Here is a 22138-nt window from a genome sequence, read left to right on the forward strand (position 1 = left end):
ACCACAGCCGAAAAGAATGGTTGTTCGCTGGGCGGTTGATGCGTTACGGATTCAATGAAGCCGGTACATACAGCCCTGCCCCGTGCAGGAAGATCACGGACTCCTTGCTCAGGGGGCCTCTGACCGGGCACACCGCTGCCGCCGGGGGAATCAACCAATCTGGGTGATCTCCGGCCCTCGCTCCGGCTGCTGCATTGCAGGCGCTGCCGGGGGAACCGCACCCTGGGGTGCGCCCGCTTGGCCCGGTACCGCGGCATCCTTGGGCAGGCGCAGCTGCAACAGTTCGCGCGGAGGCATCGGATTGTCCCCGCGGACCACCACAACTTTGCGGAAGAGGTCTTCCAGCCCCGCTGCGGCATCACGTTCCAAGGCAGCCTGCCCGCCAAGGACACCACGGAGGAACCATCGGGGCCCGTCCACACCCATGAAGCGGGCGGCACGGAAGCCGCGGCTGCCGTCAGCCGCCTCAGCGGGCAGTTTGGCCACGAGTTCCGTGCCGAAAGCTCCGGAAACCTCCTCGGTTTCCCCGCCTTGGCTCGCCACCGACTGGGTGATCTGCTCGCGGATTTCGTCCCAAAGACCTTCGGAACGCGGCGCCGCGAACGCCTGGAGCTGCAGGCTCGAACCGTTGAGGTCCATGGTCACGGCCACCACGCGTTGGGTGGCTTCTTCCACCTCAAGCCGCAGTTGGAGACCATCCGCCGGTGCGATCAACAGTGCACCGAGGTCGACGTAGCCATCGCGGCTCTCGATCTCGTCTATGTCCAAGGGGCCTTTGCCAAGGCGGAAATCGCCGGGCGTACCGGACCCGCCTGGTTCGGAAGTCAGTGCCTCGGCACCGGACTCCTCAACAGTGCCGGCGGTTTCGGACCGATCGTCCTTGGACTTCTTGCCGCGCCCAAAAAGCATTGGGTTTTCTCCTTAGTAGTGGTCTATCCCCAAGTAAACCGCAACCACGTTAAACCTCGCTAAACCGCGCACATACGTCAATCGTTTGGTGTGCGGTACACGCCAGGTTCGGTAGTCTCTCAGGCCTTCGGTGCGTTGAATCCACCCGTGGACCCGAAGCCGCCGGTTCCACGAACGGACTCGGACAGTTGGTCAACAGCCACGAACTGCGCGTATTCGACGCGCTGAATCACCATTTGTGCAATTCTATCGCCGCGCTTGAGGTCAATGGCATTTTCCTGGTCGGTGTTCAGGAGCGTGACGGCGATTTCGCCACGGTAGCCTGCGTCCACAGTGCCGGGAGCATTGACCACCGTGAGTCCATGCTTGGTGGCCAGCCCGGAACGGGGGTGGATCAGGGCAACGAAACCTTCAGGCAACGCAATGGAGACGCCCGTTGGAACGAGTTTCCGTTGGCCGGGAGCAAGGTGCACATCCACACGTGCGCGGAGATCGGCACCGGCATCGCCAGGGTGCGCGTAGGACGGGGCCTCCAACCCGGCGTCGAGCATTTTCAGCTGCACTTCCAAAGTGGGGGCGCTGTAGGCTGCTGTGGTTTCGCTGCTGTCCGCGACTGCGGAGCTCTGGTCTGTGCTGAATACTGCGGTCTCGTTGCTCACAATGGTCCATTCTACTGGGACCACGGCCAGGGCCCGATAAGCTGGACCCATGCCTACGCCTGACCAGTCCTCCCCCATGCCTGCCCGGAACACCCCTTCGGCCTCCGACGTCCTGTACACCGAGAAGTTGTGGCCGTCTGTGTGGATCTGGGTTGTGGTGGTTGGCTTGTCCGGCGCCGGCGTCCTGATGTTTGGTCCCATCAGCGCGGCCACCGGCATCATCGCCGCCTTGGTGCTGCTGGCCATCATGACCATCATGTTGGTGCTCTCTACGCCCACCATCACCGTTACGGCTAACACCGTCAGGGTGGGTCGGGCCAGCATCGACCGCAAGTTCGTAGGCTCCGTCCAGGCATTCAGGAAAGCAGAGGCCACCGCTGAACGGGGCCCCCGCCTGAATGGACTCGCCTACATGTGCTTCCGCGGGTGGATCGACCCCGTGGTCAAGATTGAGATCACGGACCCCGCGGACCGGACCCCCTACTGGCTGGCGTCCTCCCGCCGGCCCGATGAGCTCGTTTCCGCCCTCACCACGCCACAGCGTTAACGCCGGGCCGGTCAGGAGCTGACGCCACCCGTGACGCCTTCCGTGGGGGTTCCCGGCCCCGCGGCAGCGACTAGCTCTCGCATTCGGTGCAGTACTGGTGGCCGCCCCGTTCGGCAGCGATCTGGGACCTGTGCTTGACCAGGAAACAGTTGAAGCACGTAAATTCATCAGGTTGGGGCGGCATGACCTGAATGAGGAGCTCTTCCCCGGACAGATCCGCGCCCGGCAACTCGAAGCCATCGGCGAGGTCGGTCTCGTCGACGTCCACCGCTGAGGACTGCTTCCCCGACTGGCGCGTCTTGAGTTCTTCCAGGGAATCCTCGCTGACGTCTTCCTCGGTCTTTCGAGGGGCATCGTAATCCGTGGCCATGGTCCTTCTTCGTCCTCCATACCTGTTCCGGGTTGGAAACCGGAGTGCAGCAACTCTCCTGCCGCCGGCTTAAGGGTGCAAACGCCGGACGCCCCGGATTTGTGCCCGATCTCGGCCAGATTGTCCTCCCCCACGCCCAAAAAGTCCATAGAACTCGATCTGGTGCGAAAAAGCTCGGGAAGCCTTCCGGAATCGATCGGCTTTCAGCGGAATATCACGGCACGCCCTTTGTCCTAGTAGGAAAAGGCCCCCGCGGGTGGCAGAGTTTCGAATGTCAGTTATGCCATGTGGTGGAGGGTGTTATGCAGGATCTACGGCTGGTAGGCGTCCACGACGACGGCGGGCATCTGCTCTTAAGCGGCCCGGGCGGTGCGATGTTCCAGCTTCCGATCGACGAGGCCCTGAGGGCCGCGGCGAGCCGCACCCCTGCCCAGGTGGCCGCACGCGCTTCCAACACGGCGATTGCCATGTCGCCCCGCGACATCCAGGCCCGGATCCGCAGCGGAGCCACGGCCACGGAAGTTGCTGAACTCTCCGGCCTCCCCCTTGCCAACGTCCAGCGCTATGAAGGCCCTGTGCTTGCAGAGCGTGAGTACGTAGTGCGGCAGGCCCGCAACATCGAAGTTGCCTCCCCTGCCCCCGGGCATGACATCTACCGCTCCGCTTTCGGCGACAACCCGGCCACTCTCGGGGAGATGGTTGACTACCGGCTTTCGGCGCACGGTATCGATTCCTCCACGGTGGATTGGGACTCCTGGCGTCGCCCGGACGGCACCTGGACCGTCGTCGCACGCTTCGAAACTGTTCCCGGCGCCCATGGAAGCATCGGCGAAGAGCCGCCTGCCATGTGGACTTTCAGTCCCCAACGCAAGTCCCTGCAGAACGCCAACCGCTGGGCCCAGCAACTCAGCGAACTTGAGCCGATGGACGGCCCGGTGCCTGCGCGACGACTTGCCGCGGTTTCGGACAGGCCGTTCGATTTCGAAACCGACGCCGAAACAGCAGCACGTGCGTCCGCGAAAGAATCAGACAGCCTCCTGGAAATGCTCCGCTCCCGGCGAGGCCAACGCTTGGGCGTGGACGAAGACGGCGATGATGCCTTGGCAGTACTGCTGAGCAACGTTCCGGCAGCGCACCCGCGGCCGGGCGAGGAAAGTGACGAGGCGGCAGAAGAAACAGGCCATGCGGATGGTGAGCCGGCAGCCCCTGCCGCCGAGGAGCCCGCACGCAAAGACGGGCGCCCTTCGATGCTGTCGCGGTTGAGTCTGGCCCCGCGACACTTTGAGTCCCACGACGACGACGGCGACGACTCCCTGAAGCTCCACAATGGAGTCAGCACTGACACACGTGAAATAACGGTGGTAGCCAGCCCGCTCCGGCCCGTTACTTCCTTGGCGGGCCGCAAACCTGCAGGGCTCGACGAACTCCTCGGCGGCAGCGGCAACCCGGAACCCCGCGGGGAAGACGATTCCACCGGCTTGCAAGCTGCACATGACGTCCCTGGCGTCCCTCAGGATGAGACTCCCGTAGAGGACCAGAAAGACTCAGACGTTCGCAAGGACGTTGATGCCCCCGCGGAACGCCAACCCTCACGCCCCAAGCGGTCCAGCATCCCGAGCTGGGACGAGATCGTTTTCGGGGCTCGCGGAGACTAGCCCCGCGGAGATTGCAGCAACGGCTGGCTGGATCGGCTAGCCGTGCCGGAGAGCTCCTGCCCCCGGCCAGAGGCAAGCATCAATGTCGAACGGCAGCGGCTGGTCCGCCCCTGCCATCAGATTTGCGCCATGAGCCGTCACACGCCTCATGTAGTGCCGGCGGCATAACGTCTCGTAACCCACGGCGTGCGCGGGCACAGGCTCGTCGGGCACAGGCTCGTCGCCGCTGTTTTGGGGTGCGACATCGCCCACCATCACCTGGTCACCCTCCACCACCATGATGCCGTTCACGGTGCGGGCGTTCTGCGTTGCCCGTCGGCCACACCAGCACAAAGCTTCCACCTGCAGCACCTGCACTTTGTCCGCGAGTTCAATAAGCCGCTGTGAGCCGGGGAACAATCTGGTACGGAAGTCGGAGGTGATGCCGAACGCGAAGACATCCACATCCATCTCATCCACAACCCGCGCCAACTGCTCCACCTGGGTGGGTGAGTAGAACTGCGCCTCATCACAGATGAGGTAGTCCACGCGGAGTCCGTTGGTCCGCCGGGCAACCACTTCGTCCCAGAAATCGGTGCCGCCCACAACCTCAACCGCATCGGTCTGAAGGCCCAGCCTGCTGGAGATCGTTGAATCACCTGCACGGTCGTTACAGCTGAACCGAACACCTCCGCGGCCCCGTGCCCGATGATTATGGTCCATTTGGAGGGCCAGGGTGGACTTGCCACAGTCCATGGTGCCAGAGAAGAAGACCAGCTCAGCCACGTTTGCCCTTCTTGCCGGCAGCGGCGAAGCACAACAGGGGTACTTCGCGCTCGGCCTTGGTCAGCGAACCGTGCTGCCCCACTACTTCGAGTGATGCCGGGCGGGCCCTCCGTGTGTCGTAGAGGGCCAGGGTGTCACGCGCTGCGATCATGACGTCGCCGATGCGGGGGGCGACCTCGGGACGCACCGGGCCGAATAACCCTGCATCCGCGGCCTGCTCTCGCGTAAAGGCCCATATCCTTTCACCAAAGCGACGACGCCAGGCTTCAATGAGGGCTTCCCGGTGGGCAGGGGCTGCGTCCGGTTCCAAGTAGAGATGGACCATGCGGGGCTCGCCGGCAGTGTGCCGGACACCGGCCACCAAAGATTCATCAGCGGAGTAATCGATCCTTTGGGACTCGGGAACGTCCAACATGCCGTGGTCGCCGGTCACCAGGATGGTGGTTCCGGGAGGCAGTGTGGCGGAGAGCCTCTTCACCGTGGAGTCGAGTTCTTCGAGTTGGTGCTCCCAGCGGTCGGACTGGCAGCCATAGCGATGGCCGGCCTTGTCCAGCTCGTTGGCGTAGAAGTACATCAGGGAACGGCCGCCACCGGACATTGCCTCAGCGGCTGCGGCGGTCCTGGCATGCAGGGTGGTACCGCCCACAAAGCGGCTTCCCCGCAGAGCGGCCTGTGTCATGGGCGAGTTTCCGAACTGCGGCAGGCTGACGGTGACGACGTCCAGCTCTCCCGCCAGCCGTTCGAAGACCGTCGCGTGAGGCTGCCATAGCGCAGGATCCACCTGTGAATCCCAGTTGCCCAGAAGGTTGACTACCTTGTCTTGGGCGGGATCGAGGACGTCGTAGCCCACCATTCCGTGCTGGCCGGCAGGCAAACCGGTGCCGAGGCTCGCGAGGGACGCTGCCGTGGTGCTGGGAAAGGCGGCGTCAATCCATGGAGGGACATTGCGTTGTCCCTCAGCCATGACCGAACGGAGGAAGGGCGTGTGGGAGGCCTTCTGCTTCAGCAGGCTGCGGCCGAGGCCATCGGCGAGGACCACACAGACACGCTGCGTTGACGGCAGCTGAAGGTGGTTGGTGAAGCCGGGCATGCCAAGGGCCGCGGCGGAACTCGTCAGGACTTCGGCTATGGATCTGCTCCCGAAAAGCGGGGGCGATGGGAGGTCTGCGGCCGGGGCGGTCCCCGCAGCTGTGTTCACCGGGTTCTGTGCAGTTTCCCTCAACGCTGGTGTCCGCGGCTGAGGCGGTTGCTGAAGACGCCCGAACGCGGCCTCGGTGCCGGGATGCTGGCATGTTGGGCGGGTGTTGGGTTGCCCGTATTGACCGCACGCAGTGCACGGGCAAATGTCTTGGCGTCCTGGACTGCTTGGAGTCCGTCTGCCTCAGCGCTGATCCGCAGGACAATGTCTTCCTGGGCGATGGTTCCGCTGTAGCCATGGTCGGCTTCGCACTGGGGATCCCCGCAGCTCGCCGGCCCCATGTCCAGGCGTTGCCCGCCGGACCAAGCGATGGACACAGTCATCTCACGGACAGGATCGGACGGCTTGTAGTCCTGGGGTTGCGCATACATGTAGCTGAGCACCACCGAGCGGATCTGGGCCACAGGTACCGACTCAGTGGAAACCTGGGCGACGATCTGTTCTCCGGCCTCATCCAGCTGCTGGTCATCAACGTGGGTGATCACCAGCATGTCTTCCGTGAGCACCAGCACGGTGATGTGCCTGCGGACCTCGGCACGGTCGAAGTGGGTCTCCAGGTGGACCAAGTGGGAGAGGCACTCCCGGCCATCCAAGGCGTCGTCAACGACGTCTGCCACCAACCGCGGGTAGAAACCTGCCTGCTGCAGCGCCTGGTCCAGGCTCTGTCCCTGCGAGCCGTGATGGTGGGCGGTGTGGTGCCCGGCGTTGGACGGGCGGGATTGAGGCGTCGGAGACTGGGTGCTCATTCCCCCATTTTCACAGATCGCTTGGTGACTACCTAACCGTGCGGTCCCTTCCTGTGGCTAACCCCGCATGGCGCGCCGGGCACTGTCCGTACGCTGCGCTGCGTTGCCGATCCAAACCTCCGCCCCCAGGATGGTGGCGCCTGTGGGATGTGCAAGGACGGGGTTGAATTCCACCAGCGCGATTCCAGGGTGGTCATCTTTTAGCTTGGCGAGCCTGGCTGCGATGTCCTCAAGGGCTGCCACATCCACGGCGGGCAGTCCTTGGTAGCCGAAGAGCTTCCGGGACGCCCGGGGTGAGCGGATGACATCGTGCAGATCGGCAGCCGATAGCGGCGGCACCCGATGGGCCCAGTCGTCCAGCAGGTTCACGGCATCTCCTGCCAACCCGAACGACAGAACCGGCCCCAGCAGGGGGTCTTCCATCGCACGGAAAGTGCAGGCCTGCCCCACAGGTGCCATCGCCTGTACTTCAAGTGAGGGTGATCCGTAAGGCTCCAAGGCGCGGCGCATTTGGGCGATGTTCTGCCTCAGGGACTCCGCGTCCTGGATATCCAGCCGAACCCCACCCAGGTCAAGTCGGTGCCGCAGCGCAGGATCGGTGGTCTTGAGAACTACGGGCCATCCAACGGTATCCGCGGCTTGCACGGCTTCATCAGAGGTACCAAATCCAAGCGACGGTACTACCTCGATTCCGTAGCCCGACAGCAGCGCCGCGGCAGCACCGGCGTCGAGCTTTCTGATCTTTTCGCCCGTGACGCCGGCCAGCATCGCGGTCAGCGTGTCCCTGGTGCCGTCCACATCGCAGTCCTCGGGCTCCACAAACAGCCCTTGGTCCCGGTCGCGCCACTGCGCATAGCGGACGATCGCAGCCAGAGCCGCCACGGCGGCACCGGCATTGGAGTAGCACGGCAGCACGGGCTTGCCGGCTGTTCCTACCATGCCTTCCACCTGCACGGAGGGATCCAGGATTCCGGTGAACGCAGCCACCACCGGTTTTCCGGATTCAGCAGCGCATTCGGCCAAGACTCCTGCCAGCGCCTCCACGGTGAGTCCGCGGGCGGGGAGGAGTGCGGCAACCACGGCGTGGACGGACTCGTCCGCGAGGCTCTCCTGCAAGCTGGACCGGAGGGCAGGAACGGCGAGCGACATCCCTGCGTCGAGGTCCAGGTCCGTTACTAGTCGGGCTACGTCCAAACCGAGCGGCACTGCACTGTCCGCAACCACTTTGCCCAAGGCGACCGAGTTGGAATAGACAGCCAGGCCCGGCCCCTTGGGCAGTGCCTGCGAGGACGCAATCTGGGCTATGTCCATAAGCTGTTCAATGGTCTCGACGCGGATGACGCCCGCTTGGCGCATCATGGCATCCACGGCCGCGCCCGGCGCCTGGGTGGTCCGAACCTCGTGCCCGGGCGGAAGGCTAAGTCCCGTGACATCGGACTTGGCCACGATTACGGGCTTGCTGCGCGACAACCGCCGGGCGAGTCGGGAGAATTTACGGGGATTGCCGATGGACTCCAAATAGAGCCCCACGGCGGAGGTATCGGCGTCATCTTCCCAATACTGCATGGCATCGTTGCCGGAAACGTCGGCACGGTTTCCCGCAGACAGGAACGACGACAAACCTAGCCTGCGGCGGCTGGCGGCGGCGTAAACCGCCACACCCACGGCAGCCGATTGGGAAAACAAACCCAGGCTTCCCCTCGGAGGCATCGTGGGCGCCATGGACGCGTTCAAGGATACTGCCGGGTGCGTATTCAGGATCCCGAGGGACTCAGGGCCAATGACGCGCATCCCGTTTGCCCTGGCCCGACGCACCAGCTCGTGCTGGCGGGCCAGTCCCCGCTCGCCGTCGTCGGCGAATCCGGCAGTGGCCACCACAAGGCCCTTGACGCCGGCAGCTGCGCAGTCGTCAACTACCTTGTGGACTTCCTCATAAGGAACGGCGATGATGGCCAGCTGAACCGGCCCCGGGATCTCGGACAATTTCCCGAAGGAGATCATTCCGGCGAGTTCGAACGCTTCCGGGTTGACGGCGTAGACCGGACCTTTGAAGCCGCCTTCGATGATGTGCTCCAGCAGCTGGTAGCCCACCGTCCCCCACTTGCGGCTGGCACCGATAACAGCCACCGACGACGGCGACAACAGGTCGCGCACGCTGCGCGCCTCCGCGCGGTGCTCCCGTGACTCCATGACGGCACGTGATTTCTCCGTAGGATCGATGTTGAATTCCACGGAGACAACGCCGTCGTCGAATTGGCGTTTGAGGTCATAGCCGGCGTCTGCGAAGACCATCAGCATTTTACGGTTGTCCGGCAGGACCTCGGCCGTGAAGCGGCGAATCCCGTTTTCCCGGGCGGCAGCTGCCAAATGCTCCAGGAGGATGGAGCCGATCCCGCGGCCCTGGTGTGCGTCGGAAATGTTGAAGGCGACCTCAGCCTCGGCAGGATCCTCAAGCCGGTCGTAGCGGCCGATCCCTATGATTTCGCCGCCGATGGTGATGACGAATGCGACACGGTTGATGTGGTCCACTTCCGTGAAGCGCCGCACTTCCTTGCCGGAGAGCTTGGGCTTGAAGGAGAAAAACCTCATGTAGATGGAGGCCTGCGACTGGCCCGCGTGGAAGGCCTGCAAAGCGTCCGCGTCTTCGGGTCGTATGGGGCGAAGGTGGGCTGTCCCGCCGTCGCGCAGCACGACATCGGCCTCCCAATATTCCGGATAAATGCCGACGCCGGGCTGATCCACCATAGGCTTAGCCTAGCTAAAACATCCGCAGTACAACTTTCAAGGATCCACCGACCCCATGGCCCGCAGCCAAACTCCCGCACGCAAAGGCGAGCCCCTCGGCGATTTCACCGAGAACATCGTCGATATCGATGTCACTTCCGAGATGGAGGGCTCCTTCCTGGAGTACGCCTACTCGGTGATTTACTCGCGCGCCCTCCCGGACGCACGCGACGGACTGAAGCCGGTTCAACGGCGCATTCTGTACATGATGTCCGACATGGGCCTCCGCCCGGATCGAGGACACGTCAAGAGCGCCCGCGTGGTGGGCGAAGTCATGGGCAAGCTCCACCCGCACGGCGATACCGCGATATATGACGCCATGGTCCGCATGGCGCAGGACTTTTCCCTCCGGCTGCCACTGATCGATGGCCACGGCAACTTTGGATCGCTCGACGACGGCCCGGCAGCACCGCGCTACACGGAAGCACGCTTGGCGGCCGCAGCGCTGACCATGACGGACCACCTTGACGAAGACGTGGTGGACTTTGTCCCCAACTATGACAACCAGCTGACGCAGCCCGATGTCCTCCCCGCTGCTTTCCCCAACCTGCTGGTCAACGGCACCACGGGCATTGCTGTGGGCATGGCCACGAACATGCCTCCGCACAACCTGGTGGAGGTCATCGCCGCCGCACGCCACCTGATCGCCAACCCCGGTGCCACGCTGGAGGAGATCATGCGGTTCATCCCGGGGCCCGACCTTCCCACTGGCGGCCGCATCGTGGGACTGGACGGAGTCCGGGACGCGTACGCCACGGGGCGTGGATCATTCAAGACCCGCGCCAAGGTTGAGGTGGAACAGCTGTCTGCCCGTCGCACGGGCCTGGTGGTCACTGAGCTTCCCTACATGGTGGGCCCTGAGAAGGTCATCGAAAAGATCAAGGATGCCGTCAATTCCAAGAAGCTGACCGGCATCAGCGACGTCGTTGACCTCACGGACCGTAATCACGGCCTCCGCCTGGTCATCGAGTTGAAGAACGGTTTCAATCCCAACGCCGTGCTTCAGCAGCTGTACCGCTACTCACCCATGGAAGATTCCTTCGGCATCAACAACGTCACCTTGGTGGACGGCCAGCCGCAGACGCTTGGCCTCCTGCAGTTGCTGCAGGTGTACGTGGAACACCGCCTGAATGTGGTGCGCCGCCGTACCTCTTTCCGCCTTGGCAAGAAGAAGGACCGCCTCCACTTGGTGGAGGGCTTGCTGATCGCGATTGTGGACATCGACGAGGTCATCCAGATCATTCGTTCCTCCGACGAAGCCTCGGCCGCGCGTGAACGCCTCATGTCCATCTACGACCTCACCGAGATCCAGGCCAACTACATCCTGGAACTGCGCCTGCGGCAGCTGACCAAGTACTCGCGTCTTGAATTGGAGAAGGAACAGGACGAACTCCGCCGCGAGATCGAGGCACTTGAAGCCATCCTGGCCTCGGACGAGTTGCTCCGAGATCTTGTTTCCGGCGAGTTGGCCGTCATTGCCGAGAAGTACGGCACGCCCCGGCGCACGGTGCTGCTGGAATCGGAAGCTGTTTCCCCCACGGTTGCTGCGGCATTGGCAGCGTCAGTTCCGGGCCCCAAAGGCAAGGCGGCAGCGCTGCCGCTGGAAATTCCGGACGACCCCTGCTGGGCCCTGCTCAGCGTCTCAGGGCAGATTGCCAGGACATCCAACCAGGAGCCACTCGCCGAGGCCGGCCCCCGCACCAAACACGACGTCTTCCGCTCAGTGGTGAAGACCACCGCCAGGGGCGAAATCGGCGCGGTCACCTCGCAGGGCCGCATGCTGCGGCTCCAAGTGATGGACATGCCCGTGCTGCCCCCGGTCTCAGGTCTGCCCAACTTGGCCGGTGGCGTCCCCGCCAAGGACTTCATCACCTTACTCAAGGGGGAAACCTTGGTGGCCTTCGTGCCCTTGGACGCCGTCCTTGCCATTGGCACGGTTCAGGGCGTGGTGAAGCGCGTGCAGCCCGATTACCCGTTGAACCGTGAGGACTGGGAGATCATTGCGCTTAAAGACAAAGACTTGGTGCTCGCGGTGGAACCTGCCCAGGACGACAACGTGGACCTCGTCTTCGTGACAAGGCAGGCCCAATTGCTTCGCTTCAGTGCGTCGAACGTCCGTCCGCAGGGACGCACAGCAGGCGGCATGGCCGGCATCAAGCTTGGGGCCGGGGACGAAGTAATCCACTTCGGTACCGTGCGCGCGGACGATCCTGCCGCCGTCGTGGTGACCATTGCCGGTACCAACGGCGCCCTTCCGGGGACGGCGCCGGGTACTGCCAAAGTGACTGCTTTCGAGGAGTATCCCGCCAAGGGTCGGGCAACAGGTGGCGTGCGGGTTCACCGCTTCCTCAAGGGCGAAGACACGCTGTTGATGGCGTGGGCCGGACATGGTCCTGCCAAGGCTTCATCCGCCGCCGGCGTGGCACGGGCACTCCCCCACGAGCATGGTCGCAGGGACGGATCGGGCGTGCCGCTGTCCCAGCCTGTGGAGGCAATCGGGCCGAGCATGGCCTGGGCTGAAGCCGCGGAATAGCCGCAGCATAGCCGCAGAAAAGTCAAGCAGCACGGCAAAGGCCGGGGGTTATGGCACCTCCGGCCTTTGTGCTGCCGTGGCCTTGAAGCCACCGCATGGGCTAGCCGGTTTGGTTGATGCTGAGTATGTTTCCCTCGCTGTCAAGGAACCATGCTGCAGCGCTTCCATCGGGCATCGTGGCGATGCCGTCTTCGGTCTTCAGGCCAGGGAAGTCGTAGTCCTCAAACTTGACTCCCTTGCCGCGCAACTCCTGCACCGTGGCCTTGACATCACTGACAGTCCAGCCCATTTGGGTGTTCTTCGCAGTCCCTGCATTCGACGTCTGATAGACAAAGAATCCGGTTCCATCGCCGCACCTGTACTGGAGGTTGTCGTCGTCGTCCGGATTTTCGGGTTCCAGTCCAAGTTTTTCGCTGTAGTACGCGCGTGCCCGGGCTATGTCCTGTGCCGGTAGGACGGCACCAACCTGCTGATCCTTGAGCATTGTTTTCTCTTTCCGGCTCTCCCCCCGGAACGAACTTTACTCTTGGGCGGGTCGGTAAGTAATTGGAAAACGACACCATATTTCGTGGGCTGCCCAGAGGCACGGAGCGGATCAGCTTAGACTGGCCGCATGCCGATCATCCCTGATGAAAAAGACTGGACCTGGGTGCTCTCACAGCCCTGCCCCGAGTGCGGTTTTGATCCCGCGACCGTGACTCCCTCCACGGTGCCTGGCACCGTCGTCAACATGCTCCCCCGGTGGCGTGCCGTCCTGCGCCGGGAGGACGTTGCCACACGTCCTAATGACCACACCTGGTCCAACCTGGAGTACGCATGCCACGTCCGGGACGTCTTCAGCCTTTTCGACCAGCGTCTCAACCTGATGCTGACGGAGGACGACGCCCGGTTCGCCAACTGGGACCAGGACCAGGCCGCGATCGACGGAGAGTACGGTTCGGCGGACCCACGGACGGTGGCCGATCAGCTTGAGGCCGAGGGTACGGAGATTGCCGAGTCCTTTGCACGGGTCACCGAGGATGACTGGCAGCGTACCGGAACGCGCAGCAATGGATCCTCATTTACCGTGCTGACGTTCTCCCAGTACTTCCTCCACGATGTTGTTCACCATCTTCATGATGTGGACGGCTAGGAACCTAGAGCATTTTCTCCCACGTCATGCTGCGGTTCACGGGCGTATAGCCCATGCCAAGGTAGAGTTCCAGCGCCCCGGTGGGGTTGGCTGAGTCAACGTCCAGTGATGCCACGTCCATTCCCGCCGAGGCGTAGCGCTGCATGGCATCGGCGAGCAGTGCTTGGGCAATGCCCCGGCCGCGATAGGCACGCCGCACGCCAAGGAGCTCCGTGTAGCCTTCCTTGAAACCGCGGTCCGCGGCAGAGTCGGGATCGAAGCTGGTCAGCTGGTATCCGGCCACCTCGCCTTTGGCTTGGTCGATAACCACCGCGCCCAGATCGTGCCGGGCAGTGGGTTCCTCGATGGTGAACCGCCACGATTCTTCGTCCCGCGGTTCGCTCCCCCAGTGGTCCCTGAACGCATCGTTGTGGGCTTGGCGCACGGGTTCGAAGAGCGATGGATCGAGGGTCCTGAGCTCAAGTCCGGCGGGAAGCCGGACTTCAGGCAGTTCCGCAGTCAATGGCCGGTGCATTTCGCTGAACCAGCGCACGGCCCCGTAGCCGTGCCCCATCAGGAGTGTTGCCTGATGTTCGTGCTGCTCCTCCGTCTGGATGCGGAGGCGGGGCGGCGCCGTGGTGTGACCGGCGGCCTCATCGGCTTGGAACCGGTTGCGCACTTGTCCTTCCTGCCACACCAGGACTGCAGAGCCGATGCCTCGTTGTTGCCACTCCGGATCGACGCACGCCATTCCTGTGGCCTTGTCTCCCGTGGGGTTTTTGGAGATACGCCCATAGGCGCGCGCTACTCCCCCGGCGTCCAGGCCCAACAGGGTGCTGGTTTCCGGCGGGTTCTTGGTGGACTGCAGGATGTGGACGAGGTCGCCGCGCTTTTCATACCAGACGGGATGTTCGACGGCGGCCGTCCGGGAGATCAGGCCTGCCCAGTTATCCAGGTCTTCCATGGTGGCCGGCCGCCATTGAAGGCCGGTTGCGAGGACATCAGGCATGGCTTGGCTTGCGGCGTCGAAAGGCATGCCAACAGGCTACTGAGCAGTAGGCCTTCCCACCAGTTCCGCCGCGCCCGGACTTCGCTTGACGGCAGATCGGACCGCGGGCAGTTCAAGCCGCGCATCTGCCGGATCAATGTCCTCCGGGTTATGGGTGACCAGGACAATAGTGACGTCCTTGAGCCCGCTGCGGAGTATAGCCATCATTTCCCGGGCCGAGCCCGCGTCCAAGTGGGCAGTTGGTTCGTCAAGCAACAACACGGAAGCTCCGGTGAGGAGGGTCCTGGCCATGGCAAGCCGCTGCCGTTCGCCGCCGCTCAGGAATGAACCACCGGGACCTATGCGGGCGTCGAGCCCATCCGGCAACGCATTCACCACTGAATCAAGTCCGACGTCGGCCAGGGCCTTGTGCATCTCCGCCTCGCTGGGCTTCGCTCCGGCCGGCCGGCTCAGCAGGAGGTTGCCACGAAGAGTGGAGTCGAACAGGTGGGCCTCTTGGGGGCACCATGCCGCTGTGCCGGAGAGCTGCACAGTTCCTTCCGTCAGCGGCAGGAATCCGAGGAGCACGGAGAGGAGCGTGGACTTCCCTGCGCCCGAAGGCCCTGTTATGGCAAGCCAGCGGCCAGGCTCGGCAACAGCATTTACACCAGTAAAGACGTCAGGCCCACCGGGCCAGGCCGCTGATGCACCTATCAATTCCAGTCCTGCTTTGCCGGGCCGATCCGGCAGGCGCCGGGTGCCGCCGTCGTGGTCTTCCGCTTGGTTCAGTGAAGCGGGAGCGTCCAAAGCGCCGGATGCCGCCACGCGGCCCAGCACATCTGCGAGCGCGGGCGCTTGGCGTACGGCGGATACGATGCCCCCGAATGGTTCAACCAGGGCCAGCTGCATCAGGACTATGACGGCTGCGAGTTCAGGGGCGACAGTGCCGTTCAGAACGGCGGGCGCACTCAGGACGCCCGCCCACAATGCGGCCATGGAGCACCCGAGAACGATCACGGCCTGGCCGAGCCCTTCAGCCCATGCCGAGCGCTGTGCAGAGAGGGTGGCGGTGCGGTCTTTGTCGCGCAGTGCACCGAGGACCGGCTCGCTCACTCCGTTGGCGCTGAGTTCCGCCCGGGCGTCAAGGGCGGCGGCCACTCCCCGAAGCACTACTGAACGCATGTGCTGTTCGGCTTTGGCTGCGTTCCTGTCAGCCAGGACGGCCAGGGTCGGGGCAAGGATCAGCCCCACGACGGCGGCCATCACCACCGCTGCCAGAGCCTCCGGTAAGACCATGGCTGTGGCGAGGATCGCCGCGGCCCCGACTCCCACGGCGGTCATGGGCGGGAGGACAACCCTGGGCAGGAGATCGCGGAGGGTGTCCACGTCGTCCACGATGGAGCCCAAGACGTTGCCGCCTTGGAGGAGGCGGCGGAGAGACAGCGCCCTGCGGCTCAGTGATGCCCACAGTGCGCCGCGGAGGCGGGTCATGGCAGCGAAGACGGCATCATGGGTCAGGAGTCGCTCGCAGTATCGCAGCACGGCCCTCCCTATGCCGAAGAACCTGACTCCGACGATCGCGCCGAGCAGGTAGAGGATGGGTGGCTGTTGGCTGGCCCGGATGATCAGCCACCCGGACAGTCCCGACAACGCCACTGCGAACAGGGCGGCAACTACGGCCACGATTCCGGCGGCGGCGAACTTCCAGCGCACGGGTTTCAACACCCGCAGAAGACCCTGCGCGCTACCGTTCGCGGGAACGGAAAGGAGATCACCGTGGAGTGCAGCGTCTTTCGCGGGGACTGCAGTGTTGGGCTGGGCTGCGGCAACGGTGCGCTGTGCGTTCTTCGCTGACACGGCAGGCACGGAGTTCTTTTGCCCTACAGGCACGAGCTGGTCGGCGAGCGCCCGGGTGGCGGCGTCGTGGGCCACCAGGATCACTGTGACGTTGCCGCGAAGCGACTCGATGGCGTGGCGGACAACGCTGGCGGAGTACGGGTCAAGATGGGCGGTGGGCTCATCCAGCAGCAAGAGCGTCGCGCCGGCTTCCACTCGGGCCAATCCACGGGCAAGTGCTACGCGGCGCAGTTCGCCCGGGCTCAGTTCGGCGGGATGCTTGGCTGCCAAGTGGTCGGCCGAGGCCTTCCGTAGGACGCGGGTCACGGCGTCAGCGGTGTTCCCGACGTATCCGTCCAGGTAGAGCTCAATCTCTTGCTGCACTGTTTCGGCGGCCATGACGGGCTGTTGTGGAACCCACGCCACCGTCTTTGCTGCCGCACCTGTGATGACTCCTGTGACCTCGGCGCCGGGTCCCTGTCCGATGAGGCCGGCGAGGACCCCGAGGACCGTGCTCTTGCCGGCGCCGCTGTCACCGTCGAGGGCTGTTACGCTCCCCTGGTGGGCGGTGAAGCTGAGAGGCCCGACGGCGGCAGCGGACCTTCCGTGGTACGTCACCGACACGTCGGCCACCACTACTCCGGCCGGGGCTGCGTCGGACGTCCCGCCATTCTGGAGGCGCTCATGCGAAGGGGCGTCCAGTACTTTGTTGGTGGTCTGTAGGGCCGCCCTGCCGTCATCGCTGGCGTGGTGCGCGGTACCGAGCTCCCGGAGGGGCAGGTAGCAATCCGGGGCCAGGATCAGTGCCAGCAGGCCGGCTTCGAGGGGCATGTCCCCATGTACCAGCCGGACGCCAATAAAGACTGCCACCACGGCCACGGAAATGGTTGCAATGAGTTCGAGGGCCAGCGCGGAGAGGAACGCCGTGCGAAGGGTGCCCATGGTCCGGGTGCGGTACTGCTCGGAGATGTCTTCCAAGGCTGCGCGCTGTTCGGTGGCACGGCCCAGGCCAACCAGGACAGGCAGGCCTTTGGCGAGCTCCAGTATGTGGCCGGACAGTTTCCGTAGCGTGGTTTGCGCTTCCTGGACAGTGTCTTCGGTGTGCCTGCCTATCAGGACCATGAACAGCGGGACCAGGGGAACCGTCAGGACGATCACCACGGCACTTACCCAGTCGGCGAAGAGGATCCGGGCTCCGATCAACAGCGGGACCGTAGCGCAGTTCACGATGGCAGGTAGGTACTGGGTGTAGTAGTCGTCCAGCGCGTCCAGTCCCCGCGTCGCGAGGATGGCCAGGCCGCCGTCGTTCATTCCCGCTACGGGCGACGAACCGCCGTCGGACAGCGAGCGCCTCAAGAGCCGTGCCCGCAGTTCCTCTTTGACGCCCAGCGCGGCCCGCCTGGAGGCAATGCCTTGGCCCCAGGCGGTCAGGGACCTGAGGACTGCCCCCACCGCACCCCAGACGAGTCCGTTGTTCCACTCCTCCGACCCGGACGCGAGTCCTGCCAGCATCCCTGCAACAGCCTGGGCCATGAGCACCAGGGACAGTGCCTTGAGGGCGGACATCAGGCCAATGGCGTAGAGCGCCGATCGCGTGGCCGGGCCGGAAGGGAACACGGGTTTCATGGGTCGACTAGTCTCCCGATTGGCTTGGAGTGGAGGGCGAGCTGTCTTTGGAAATCATGACCTTCGCGGCGATGGCGGGCAGGAATCCATGCGCTTCGGGGATGTGGGCCGCGCTGACACGCCGTCGGAACACCCAGTACGTCCAGGACTGGTAGGCGATCACAAGGGGCAGTCCAACGGCTGCCACGATGCTCATCAGGCCAAGGGTGTAGTCCGAGGACGAGGCGTTGGAGATGGTCAGGTTGAAAGCGGGATCGATGGTGGAGGGGATGACCACAGGGAACACGGCTCCGAAGATCGAGGCTGTGGCGCAGACAATGAACGCGCCGAGAGCACTGAAAGCGCGCCCTTCGGACCCAGTACGGGCCAGCCTCCATGCCAGGACGACCGCTACCACTGCAGCGACCACCAAGGCCCAGGTCCACGGTTTGCCGCTCAGGAACTGAACGGCCACCATCCAGCCGAACATCGGCAACACCGCAAACGGAACCAGCCGCACAAACCAGCGGCGTGCACGGTACCGCACCTCGCCGTCGGTCTTCAGGGCCAGGAACGCAAGGGCGTGCACCAGTGCGAAGGCCACGACACCAAAACCACCCAGGAGTGCGTAGCCGCTGAACCAGGACATCGGGCCACCGCTGCGGTCTCCGTTGGCGTCCAAGGGCAGCCCCGTGGTGGTGAGCGCCAGTGCAGCGCCGATGCCGAACGCGGCCACGAAAGACCCGACGGCGATCGCCCAGTCCCAGCGGTTGCGCCAGCTCTCGGAGTCCACCTTGCCGCGGTATTCGAATGCGACAGCCCGGAAGATCAAGGCGGCCAAGACTGCCAGGAGCGGGAGGTAAAGGGTGGAGAACAGCGAGGCGTACCAGAGGGGGAAAGCTGCAAAGGTGGCACCGGCTGCGGTGAGCAGCCACACCTCGTTGCCGTCCCATACAGGGCCGATGGTGTTCAGCAGGACGCGGCGGTCGGTGTTGTTGCGGGCGAACAGCTTCATGAGCATGCCGACGCCCAGGTCAAAACCCTCCAGGAAGAGATACCCGGTCCACAAAACCGCGATGGCCACGAACCAGATGGTTGGCAACAGTTCCATTGTCAGTGCCCCTTGGCTTTAGTAGGCGAATGCCAGGACGTCGTCGCCGGACTTGTCCGGGCCGGTGTCGTCGTCATTCTTGTCGGGTTGGTTGTCTGAGTCTTTGGCGTGGGCCAGTTCAGGCATCGCCGAGGCCACTCCACCACGGATGTACTTGACCAGGAGCTTGACCTCTACCACCAGCAGCACGGCGTAGATGGCTGTGAGGACCACCAGCGAGGTCATGAGTTCTCCCGCGCTGACGCCCGGGGATACCGCGGCAGCTGTGAACATAAAGACCTGGTCAATACCGTTCATGTCCGGGTTGGGCGCCACCACGAATGGTTGCCGGCCCATTTCGGTGAAGATCCAGCCTGCGGCGTTGGCGCCGAAGGGAGCGAGGATCCCAAAGACAGCGAGGCGCATGAGCCACTTGGATTGGGGAACGACGCCCTTACGGGTTACCCACAGGGCCAGCAGTGCGGCGAACGCTGCAATGCCGCCGAAACCGATCATCATACGGAAGCCCCAGTAGGTCACTTCCATGACGGGAACGTATTGGATTTCCTGTCCGGCGCGCTCACCGTAGAGCGGGTTGTCCGGCAGGTGGGTGCCGTACTTTTCCTTGTACTCACCCAGAAGGCTGTTCACGCCCTTCACTTCAGTGGTGAAGTCGCCCTTGGCCAGGAAAGAGAGGATGCCGGGCACTTCGATAACTGCAACGATGTCGTCGCAGTTGGTGGCTCCCAGGTTGCCAACGCTCAGCACCGAGAAGCCCGTGCCGTCGTGGCAGGCAGCTTCAGCGGCGGCCATCTTCATGGGCTGCTGTTCGAACATCAGCTTGCCTTGAAGGTCACCGGTGATGGCGGTTCCCGCGAAGGAGATCATGGCCACCACAGCACCGATCCGCAGGGACTTCATCCACACGGTGTAATCAGCCTTGTCGCGGCCCGGGATGGCAGCTTCGCCGGGGACCAGCTTGCCGTCCTCGCCCACAACATCAATGCCGTCGTGGCGGCGACGCCACAGGTGGTACCAGGCAATGCCCAGCAGGAAGGCGCCGGCAACAGCCAGTGCACCAAAGAGAGTGTGCGGCACGGCAACCAGTGCAGTGTTGTTGGTGAACACTGCCCAGGCGTCGGTCATCACGGGCCGGCCATCCACCATGTCAACGCCTACGGGGTGCTGCATCCAGGAGTTCGCCACAATGATGAAGTAGGCGGAGAAGACGGAGCCTACAACGGCGATCCACAAGCAGACCAGGTGCACGCCGCGCTTGAGTTGCTTCCAGCCAAAGATCCACAATCCCAGGAACGTTGATTCGACGAAGAATGCCAGCAAAGCCTCAAGGGCGAGCGGAGCCCCAAAAACGTCCCCCACGAACCGGCTGTACTCACTCCACGCCATGCCGAACTGGAACTCCTGGACGATGCCGGTGGCTACACCCATGATGAAGTTGATGAGGAAGAGCTTTCCCCAGAACTTGGTCATGCGAAGGTACTCAGGCTTGCCGGTGCGGTACCAGATGGTCTGGATGATTGCCACCACCAGGCCGAGGCCGATAGTGAGCGGCACCATCATGAAGTGGTAGACGGTAGTGATACCGAATTGCCAGCGTGCGATTTCCAAGGCGTCCATGGCTGTCCTTTGTGCGGTGGACCGAAGTACGATGACCTTACTTCTACGTCACGTAGAAAACTTCTCTTCTACACAGTGTAGAACAATTGACGGGCAACGAAACCCATTCTTCAAGTGGCGTAACCCACGCGCAAGGGTCCGCTCGGCGGCGCGGCGCGCCGATAGTTCTACTTCACGTAGAATGAAGGTCTGAAAAGCGGTAGATTTATTGTGGAATGTTGGATCATCGCTCCCCGCAGTAGCCACACTGCACCGGGAAGCGGAAGGTAGGGACGTATAAATGGCAAGTCTTGGGGAACTGGAACGGGCAGTGATGGATCTGCTCTGGGCAGGCCAGGAGGCTGCAACCGCCAATACACTGCGTGATCTTTTGGCGCAGGATTCCGAGGCCGGCGACGGCACCGCAGGTCATCAGGGCAAGGATCTGGCAGTCACCACGGTGCTGACGGTTCTCTCGCGCCTGGAGAAGAAGGGCCTGGTGGAGCGTGAACGCGGTACGCGTCCGCACCGTTACCAGGCCGTTTCCAGCCGCGCCGACCACACGGCCGAGCTGATGCACGAAGTTCTGGGCTCCGCCCCGGACCGTGAGGCCGTACTGGCCCGCTTCATTGGCTCCGTCACCGAAAGTGAAGCCGCTACCCTGCGCAAACTGCTCGGCTACAATTAGCCAGTATGTTCTGGACCTCATACCTGCTTGCGGTCCTGGCATTGATTCTGGCGTGGCCGGTACCCGTTTTACTGTCCCGCGCGCAGTGGCCGGCGCGATCCCCTTTCACGGCCATGGTGCTATGGCAGGCGATAGCCCTCGCCGGTGGCTTGTCGATGATCGGCGCCATGCTCGTCTACGGCCTCGAGCCCATTGGCGACAACCTCATTGCAGGGCTGAAGAGCCTCGCCGGGATGGTATTCAATAACGAACCCACCACGGCGCTGGGCTTCTGGCACCTCTTTGCCCTCTCAGCCGCCGCCCTCTTGACCGCGCATCTGGTCTTCACCCTGCTGCTGACCTACTACAAAATCGAACGCCAGCGCCGCCGGCATCGTGAACTGCTGGCACTGCTCGCGTCACCTTCCGACGACGGCCCGGGCACCGTGGTGATCAACCACGAATCTCCGGTGGCCTACTGCCTGCCCGGCGGTGCCAGGTCCGTGACCGTGCTGTCTGACGGCCTCATGGCAGCGCTGGAGCCAGCCGAACTCAGGGCTGTGCTCATTCACGAAAACGCGCACCTGTCGCAACGCCACGACCTTCTGCTATGGGCCTTTGCTGCTTGGCGGCAAGCCCTGCCATGGTTCCCCACCACACGCCTGGCCCAGACAGCAGTTAATTCTTTGATCGAAATGCTGGCCGACGACGTCGCACTCCGCACCGAAAGCAAAGGGACCCTGATCAAGGCCATCGCCATTGTTGCCAGCGGGACCTCACAACCCGCCTTGGGCGGGCAGGCACTCAACGGCAGTCAGGCGCTGGCCGGCGGCCAAGCACTCAGCGCCGGTGGCGCCGTCGTCGAGGGCAATGCCGTCAGCGCGACCGGCGGCGCCGATTCTCCACGTACGACGGCGTCACGCGTCAGCCGCCTGCTCTCACCCAAGCCTCCACTCACCAGGGCTGCGCGAGTGCTGGTCCTGGCGGCCTCAGCCTTGCTTCTTGCGGTGCCCACTGCACTGTTGATCGTCCCGGGACTATTAGGCTGACCAGCGTGG

General features: G+C 63.7%; 18 protein-coding genes. 6 read left to right on the top strand and 12 right to left on the bottom strand.

What is annotated here, in order from left to right; genetic code table 11:
- Positions 1–150: 150 nt before the first annotated feature.
- Both AC1RJY_RS18995 and dut read right to left on the bottom strand, forming a co-directional pair.
- Positions 151–909, bottom strand: a complete 759-nt coding sequence (locus tag AC1RJY_RS18995) for a DUF3710 domain-containing protein (protein ID WP_011774486.1) — start codon at positions 907–909, stop codon at positions 151–153.
- 119 nt (positions 910–1028) lie between these two features.
- On the bottom strand, positions 1029–1568 hold the full coding sequence (dut, locus tag AC1RJY_RS19000) for a dUTP diphosphatase (protein ID WP_043471120.1): 540 nt from the start codon (positions 1566–1568) through the stop codon (positions 1029–1031).
- A 76-nt stretch (positions 1569–1644) separates the two neighbouring features.
- Between dut and AC1RJY_RS19005 the strand changes: the two genes are divergently transcribed.
- Positions 1645–2115 (top strand): DUF3093 domain-containing protein, encoded by a 471-nt coding sequence (locus tag AC1RJY_RS19005; protein ID WP_014921403.1) that lies wholly within the window; start codon positions 1645–1647, stop codon positions 2113–2115.
- A 70-nt stretch (positions 2116–2185) separates the two neighbouring features.
- On the opposite strand, the gene AC1RJY_RS19010 is transcribed toward AC1RJY_RS19005, so the two are convergent.
- The gene (locus AC1RJY_RS19010; RefSeq protein WP_011774483.1) at positions 2186–2485 is read right to left on the bottom strand and encodes a DUF4193 domain-containing protein; all 300 of its coding nucleotides are present in this window, start codon (positions 2483–2485) and stop codon (positions 2186–2188) included.
- Between the two features lie 302 nt (positions 2486–2787).
- On the opposite strand from AC1RJY_RS19010, the gene sepH reads away from it, so the two are divergent.
- Entirely contained in the window at positions 2788–4140 is a 1353-nt protein-coding gene (sepH, locus tag AC1RJY_RS19015) for a septation protein SepH (RefSeq protein ID WP_187329934.1), read from the top strand.
- Between the two features lie 36 nt (positions 4141–4176).
- On the opposite strand, the gene AC1RJY_RS19020 is transcribed toward sepH, so the two are convergent.
- The 4 genes from AC1RJY_RS19020 to AC1RJY_RS19035 are packed head-to-tail and all read right to left on the bottom strand — an operon-like array spanning position 4177 to position 9594.
- Complete coding sequence (locus tag AC1RJY_RS19020) at positions 4177–4905, bottom strand: thymidine kinase (protein WP_011774481.1); 729 nt, start codon at positions 4903–4905, stop codon at positions 4177–4179.
- Entirely contained in the window at positions 4898–6127 is a 1230-nt protein-coding gene (locus AC1RJY_RS19025) for an alkaline phosphatase family protein (RefSeq protein ID WP_011774480.1), read from the bottom strand. Before AC1RJY_RS19025 ends, AC1RJY_RS19020 begins: the two co-directional genes overlap by 8 nt.
- Positions 6124–6849: a DUF5998 family protein gene (locus AC1RJY_RS19030; protein ID WP_011774479.1), complete on the bottom strand. Its 726-nt coding sequence runs from the start codon at positions 6847–6849 to the stop codon at positions 6124–6126. The genes AC1RJY_RS19025 and AC1RJY_RS19030 overlap by 4 nt, the downstream gene beginning before the upstream one ends.
- A gap of 57 nt (positions 6850–6906) precedes the next feature.
- On the bottom strand, positions 6907–9594 hold the full coding sequence (locus tag AC1RJY_RS19035; RefSeq protein WP_014921400.1) for a bifunctional acetate--CoA ligase family protein/GNAT family N-acetyltransferase: 2688 nt from the start codon (positions 9592–9594) through the stop codon (positions 6907–6909).
- 55 nt (positions 9595–9649) lie between these two features.
- Here AC1RJY_RS19035 and AC1RJY_RS19040 point away from each other — a divergent pair, with 55 nt between their 5' ends.
- Positions 9650–12166: a DNA gyrase/topoisomerase IV subunit A gene (locus AC1RJY_RS19040; protein ID WP_498603008.1), complete on the top strand. Its 2517-nt coding sequence runs from the start codon at positions 9650–9652 to the stop codon at positions 12164–12166.
- A gap of 100 nt (positions 12167–12266) precedes the next feature.
- On the opposite strand, the gene AC1RJY_RS19045 is transcribed toward AC1RJY_RS19040, so the two are convergent.
- Positions 12267–12650, bottom strand: a complete 384-nt coding sequence (locus AC1RJY_RS19045; protein WP_011774476.1) for a VOC family protein — start codon at positions 12648–12650, stop codon at positions 12267–12269.
- Between the two features lie 129 nt (positions 12651–12779).
- Between AC1RJY_RS19045 and AC1RJY_RS19050 the strand changes: the two genes are divergently transcribed.
- Positions 12780–13298 carry a DinB family protein gene (locus AC1RJY_RS19050; protein ID WP_014921399.1) on the top strand — a complete coding sequence of 173 codons (519 nt, stop codon included), beginning with the start codon at positions 12780–12782 and terminating at the stop codon, positions 13296–13298.
- 4 nt (positions 13299–13302) lie between these two features.
- Here the strand turns inward: AC1RJY_RS19050 and AC1RJY_RS19055 are convergent, their stop codons facing one another.
- Genes AC1RJY_RS19055 through AC1RJY_RS19070 form a run of 4 tightly spaced genes read right to left on the bottom strand, consistent with a single transcriptional unit; the run spans position 13303 to position 20434 of the window.
- Entirely contained in the window at positions 13303–14313 is a 1011-nt protein-coding gene (locus AC1RJY_RS19055; RefSeq protein WP_014921398.1) for a GNAT family N-acetyltransferase, read from the bottom strand.
- A 9-nt stretch (positions 14314–14322) separates the two neighbouring features.
- Positions 14323–17727, bottom strand: a complete 3405-nt coding sequence (cydD, locus tag AC1RJY_RS19060; RefSeq protein ID WP_498603009.1) for a thiol reductant ABC exporter subunit CydD — start codon at positions 17725–17727, stop codon at positions 14323–14325.
- Positions 17728–17734: 7 nt separating this feature from the next.
- The gene (gene cydB / locus AC1RJY_RS19065) at positions 17735–18817 is read right to left on the bottom strand and encodes a cytochrome d ubiquinol oxidase subunit II (protein ID WP_498603010.1); all 1083 of its coding nucleotides are present in this window, start codon (positions 18815–18817) and stop codon (positions 17735–17737) included.
- A gap of 18 nt (positions 18818–18835) precedes the next feature.
- Positions 18836–20434: a cytochrome ubiquinol oxidase subunit I gene (locus AC1RJY_RS19070; protein ID WP_498603011.1), complete on the bottom strand. Its 1599-nt coding sequence runs from the start codon at positions 20432–20434 to the stop codon at positions 18836–18838.
- Positions 20435–20714: 280 nt separating this feature from the next.
- On the opposite strand from AC1RJY_RS19070, the gene AC1RJY_RS19075 reads away from it, so the two are divergent.
- The gene (locus AC1RJY_RS19075) at positions 20715–21101 is read left to right on the top strand and encodes a BlaI/MecI/CopY family transcriptional regulator (RefSeq protein ID WP_011774471.1); all 387 of its coding nucleotides are present in this window, start codon (positions 20715–20717) and stop codon (positions 21099–21101) included.
- A 5-nt stretch (positions 21102–21106) separates the two neighbouring features.
- On the top strand, positions 21107–22129 hold the full coding sequence (locus AC1RJY_RS19080; protein WP_014921394.1) for a M56 family metallopeptidase: 1023 nt from the start codon (positions 21107–21109) through the stop codon (positions 22127–22129).
- The last annotated feature ends 9 nt before the right edge of the window (positions 22130–22138 follow it).

It is taken from the genome of Arthrobacter sp. GW822-FHT05G07, assembly GCF_058799755.1.

What these genes read in the sequence shown, in the direction of transcription:
- AC1RJY_RS19005 (WP_014921403.1), top strand. Translation starts at nt 1,645, where the DNA reads ATGCCTGCCCGGAACACCCCTTCGGCCTCCGACGTCCTGTACACCGAG.
- cydD (WP_498603009.1), bottom strand. Translation starts at nt 17,727, where the DNA reads ATGAAACCCGTGTTCCCTTCCGGCCCGGCCACGCGATCGGCGCTCTAC.
- AC1RJY_RS19070 (WP_498603011.1), bottom strand. Translation starts at nt 20,434, where the DNA reads ATGGACGCCTTGGAAATCGCACGCTGGCAATTCGGTATCACTACCGTC.
- AC1RJY_RS19080 (WP_014921394.1), top strand. Translation starts at nt 21,107, where the DNA reads ATGTTCTGGACCTCATACCTGCTTGCGGTCCTGGCATTGATTCTGGCG.
- sepH (WP_187329934.1), top strand. Translation starts at nt 2,788, where the DNA reads ATGCAGGATCTACGGCTGGTAGGCGTCCACGACGACGGCGGGCATCTG.
- AC1RJY_RS19045 (WP_011774476.1), bottom strand. Translation starts at nt 12,650, where the DNA reads ATGCTCAAGGATCAGCAGGTTGGTGCCGTCCTACCGGCACAGGACATA.
- AC1RJY_RS19030 (WP_011774479.1), bottom strand. Translation starts at nt 6,849, where the DNA reads ATGAGCACCCAGTCTCCGACGCCTCAATCCCGCCCGTCCAACGCCGGG.
- AC1RJY_RS19055 (WP_014921398.1), bottom strand. Translation starts at nt 14,313, where the DNA reads ATGCCTTTCGACGCCGCAAGCCAAGCCATGCCTGATGTCCTCGCAACC.
- AC1RJY_RS18995 (WP_011774486.1), bottom strand. Translation starts at nt 909, where the DNA reads ATGCTTTTTGGGCGCGGCAAGAAGTCCAAGGACGATCGGTCCGAAACC.
- AC1RJY_RS19075 (WP_011774471.1), top strand. Translation starts at nt 20,715, where the DNA reads ATGGCAAGTCTTGGGGAACTGGAACGGGCAGTGATGGATCTGCTCTGG.
- AC1RJY_RS19040 (WP_498603008.1), top strand. Translation starts at nt 9,650, where the DNA reads ATGGCCCGCAGCCAAACTCCCGCACGCAAAGGCGAGCCCCTCGGCGAT.
- AC1RJY_RS19010 (WP_011774483.1), bottom strand. Translation starts at nt 2,485, where the DNA reads ATGGCCACGGATTACGATGCCCCTCGAAAGACCGAGGAAGACGTCAGC.
- cydB (WP_498603010.1), bottom strand. Translation starts at nt 18,817, where the DNA reads ATGGAACTGTTGCCAACCATCTGGTTCGTGGCCATCGCGGTTTTGTGG.
- AC1RJY_RS19035 (WP_014921400.1), bottom strand. Translation starts at nt 9,594, where the DNA reads ATGGTGGATCAGCCCGGCGTCGGCATTTATCCGGAATATTGGGAGGCC.
- AC1RJY_RS19050 (WP_014921399.1), top strand. Translation starts at nt 12,780, where the DNA reads ATGCCGATCATCCCTGATGAAAAAGACTGGACCTGGGTGCTCTCACAG.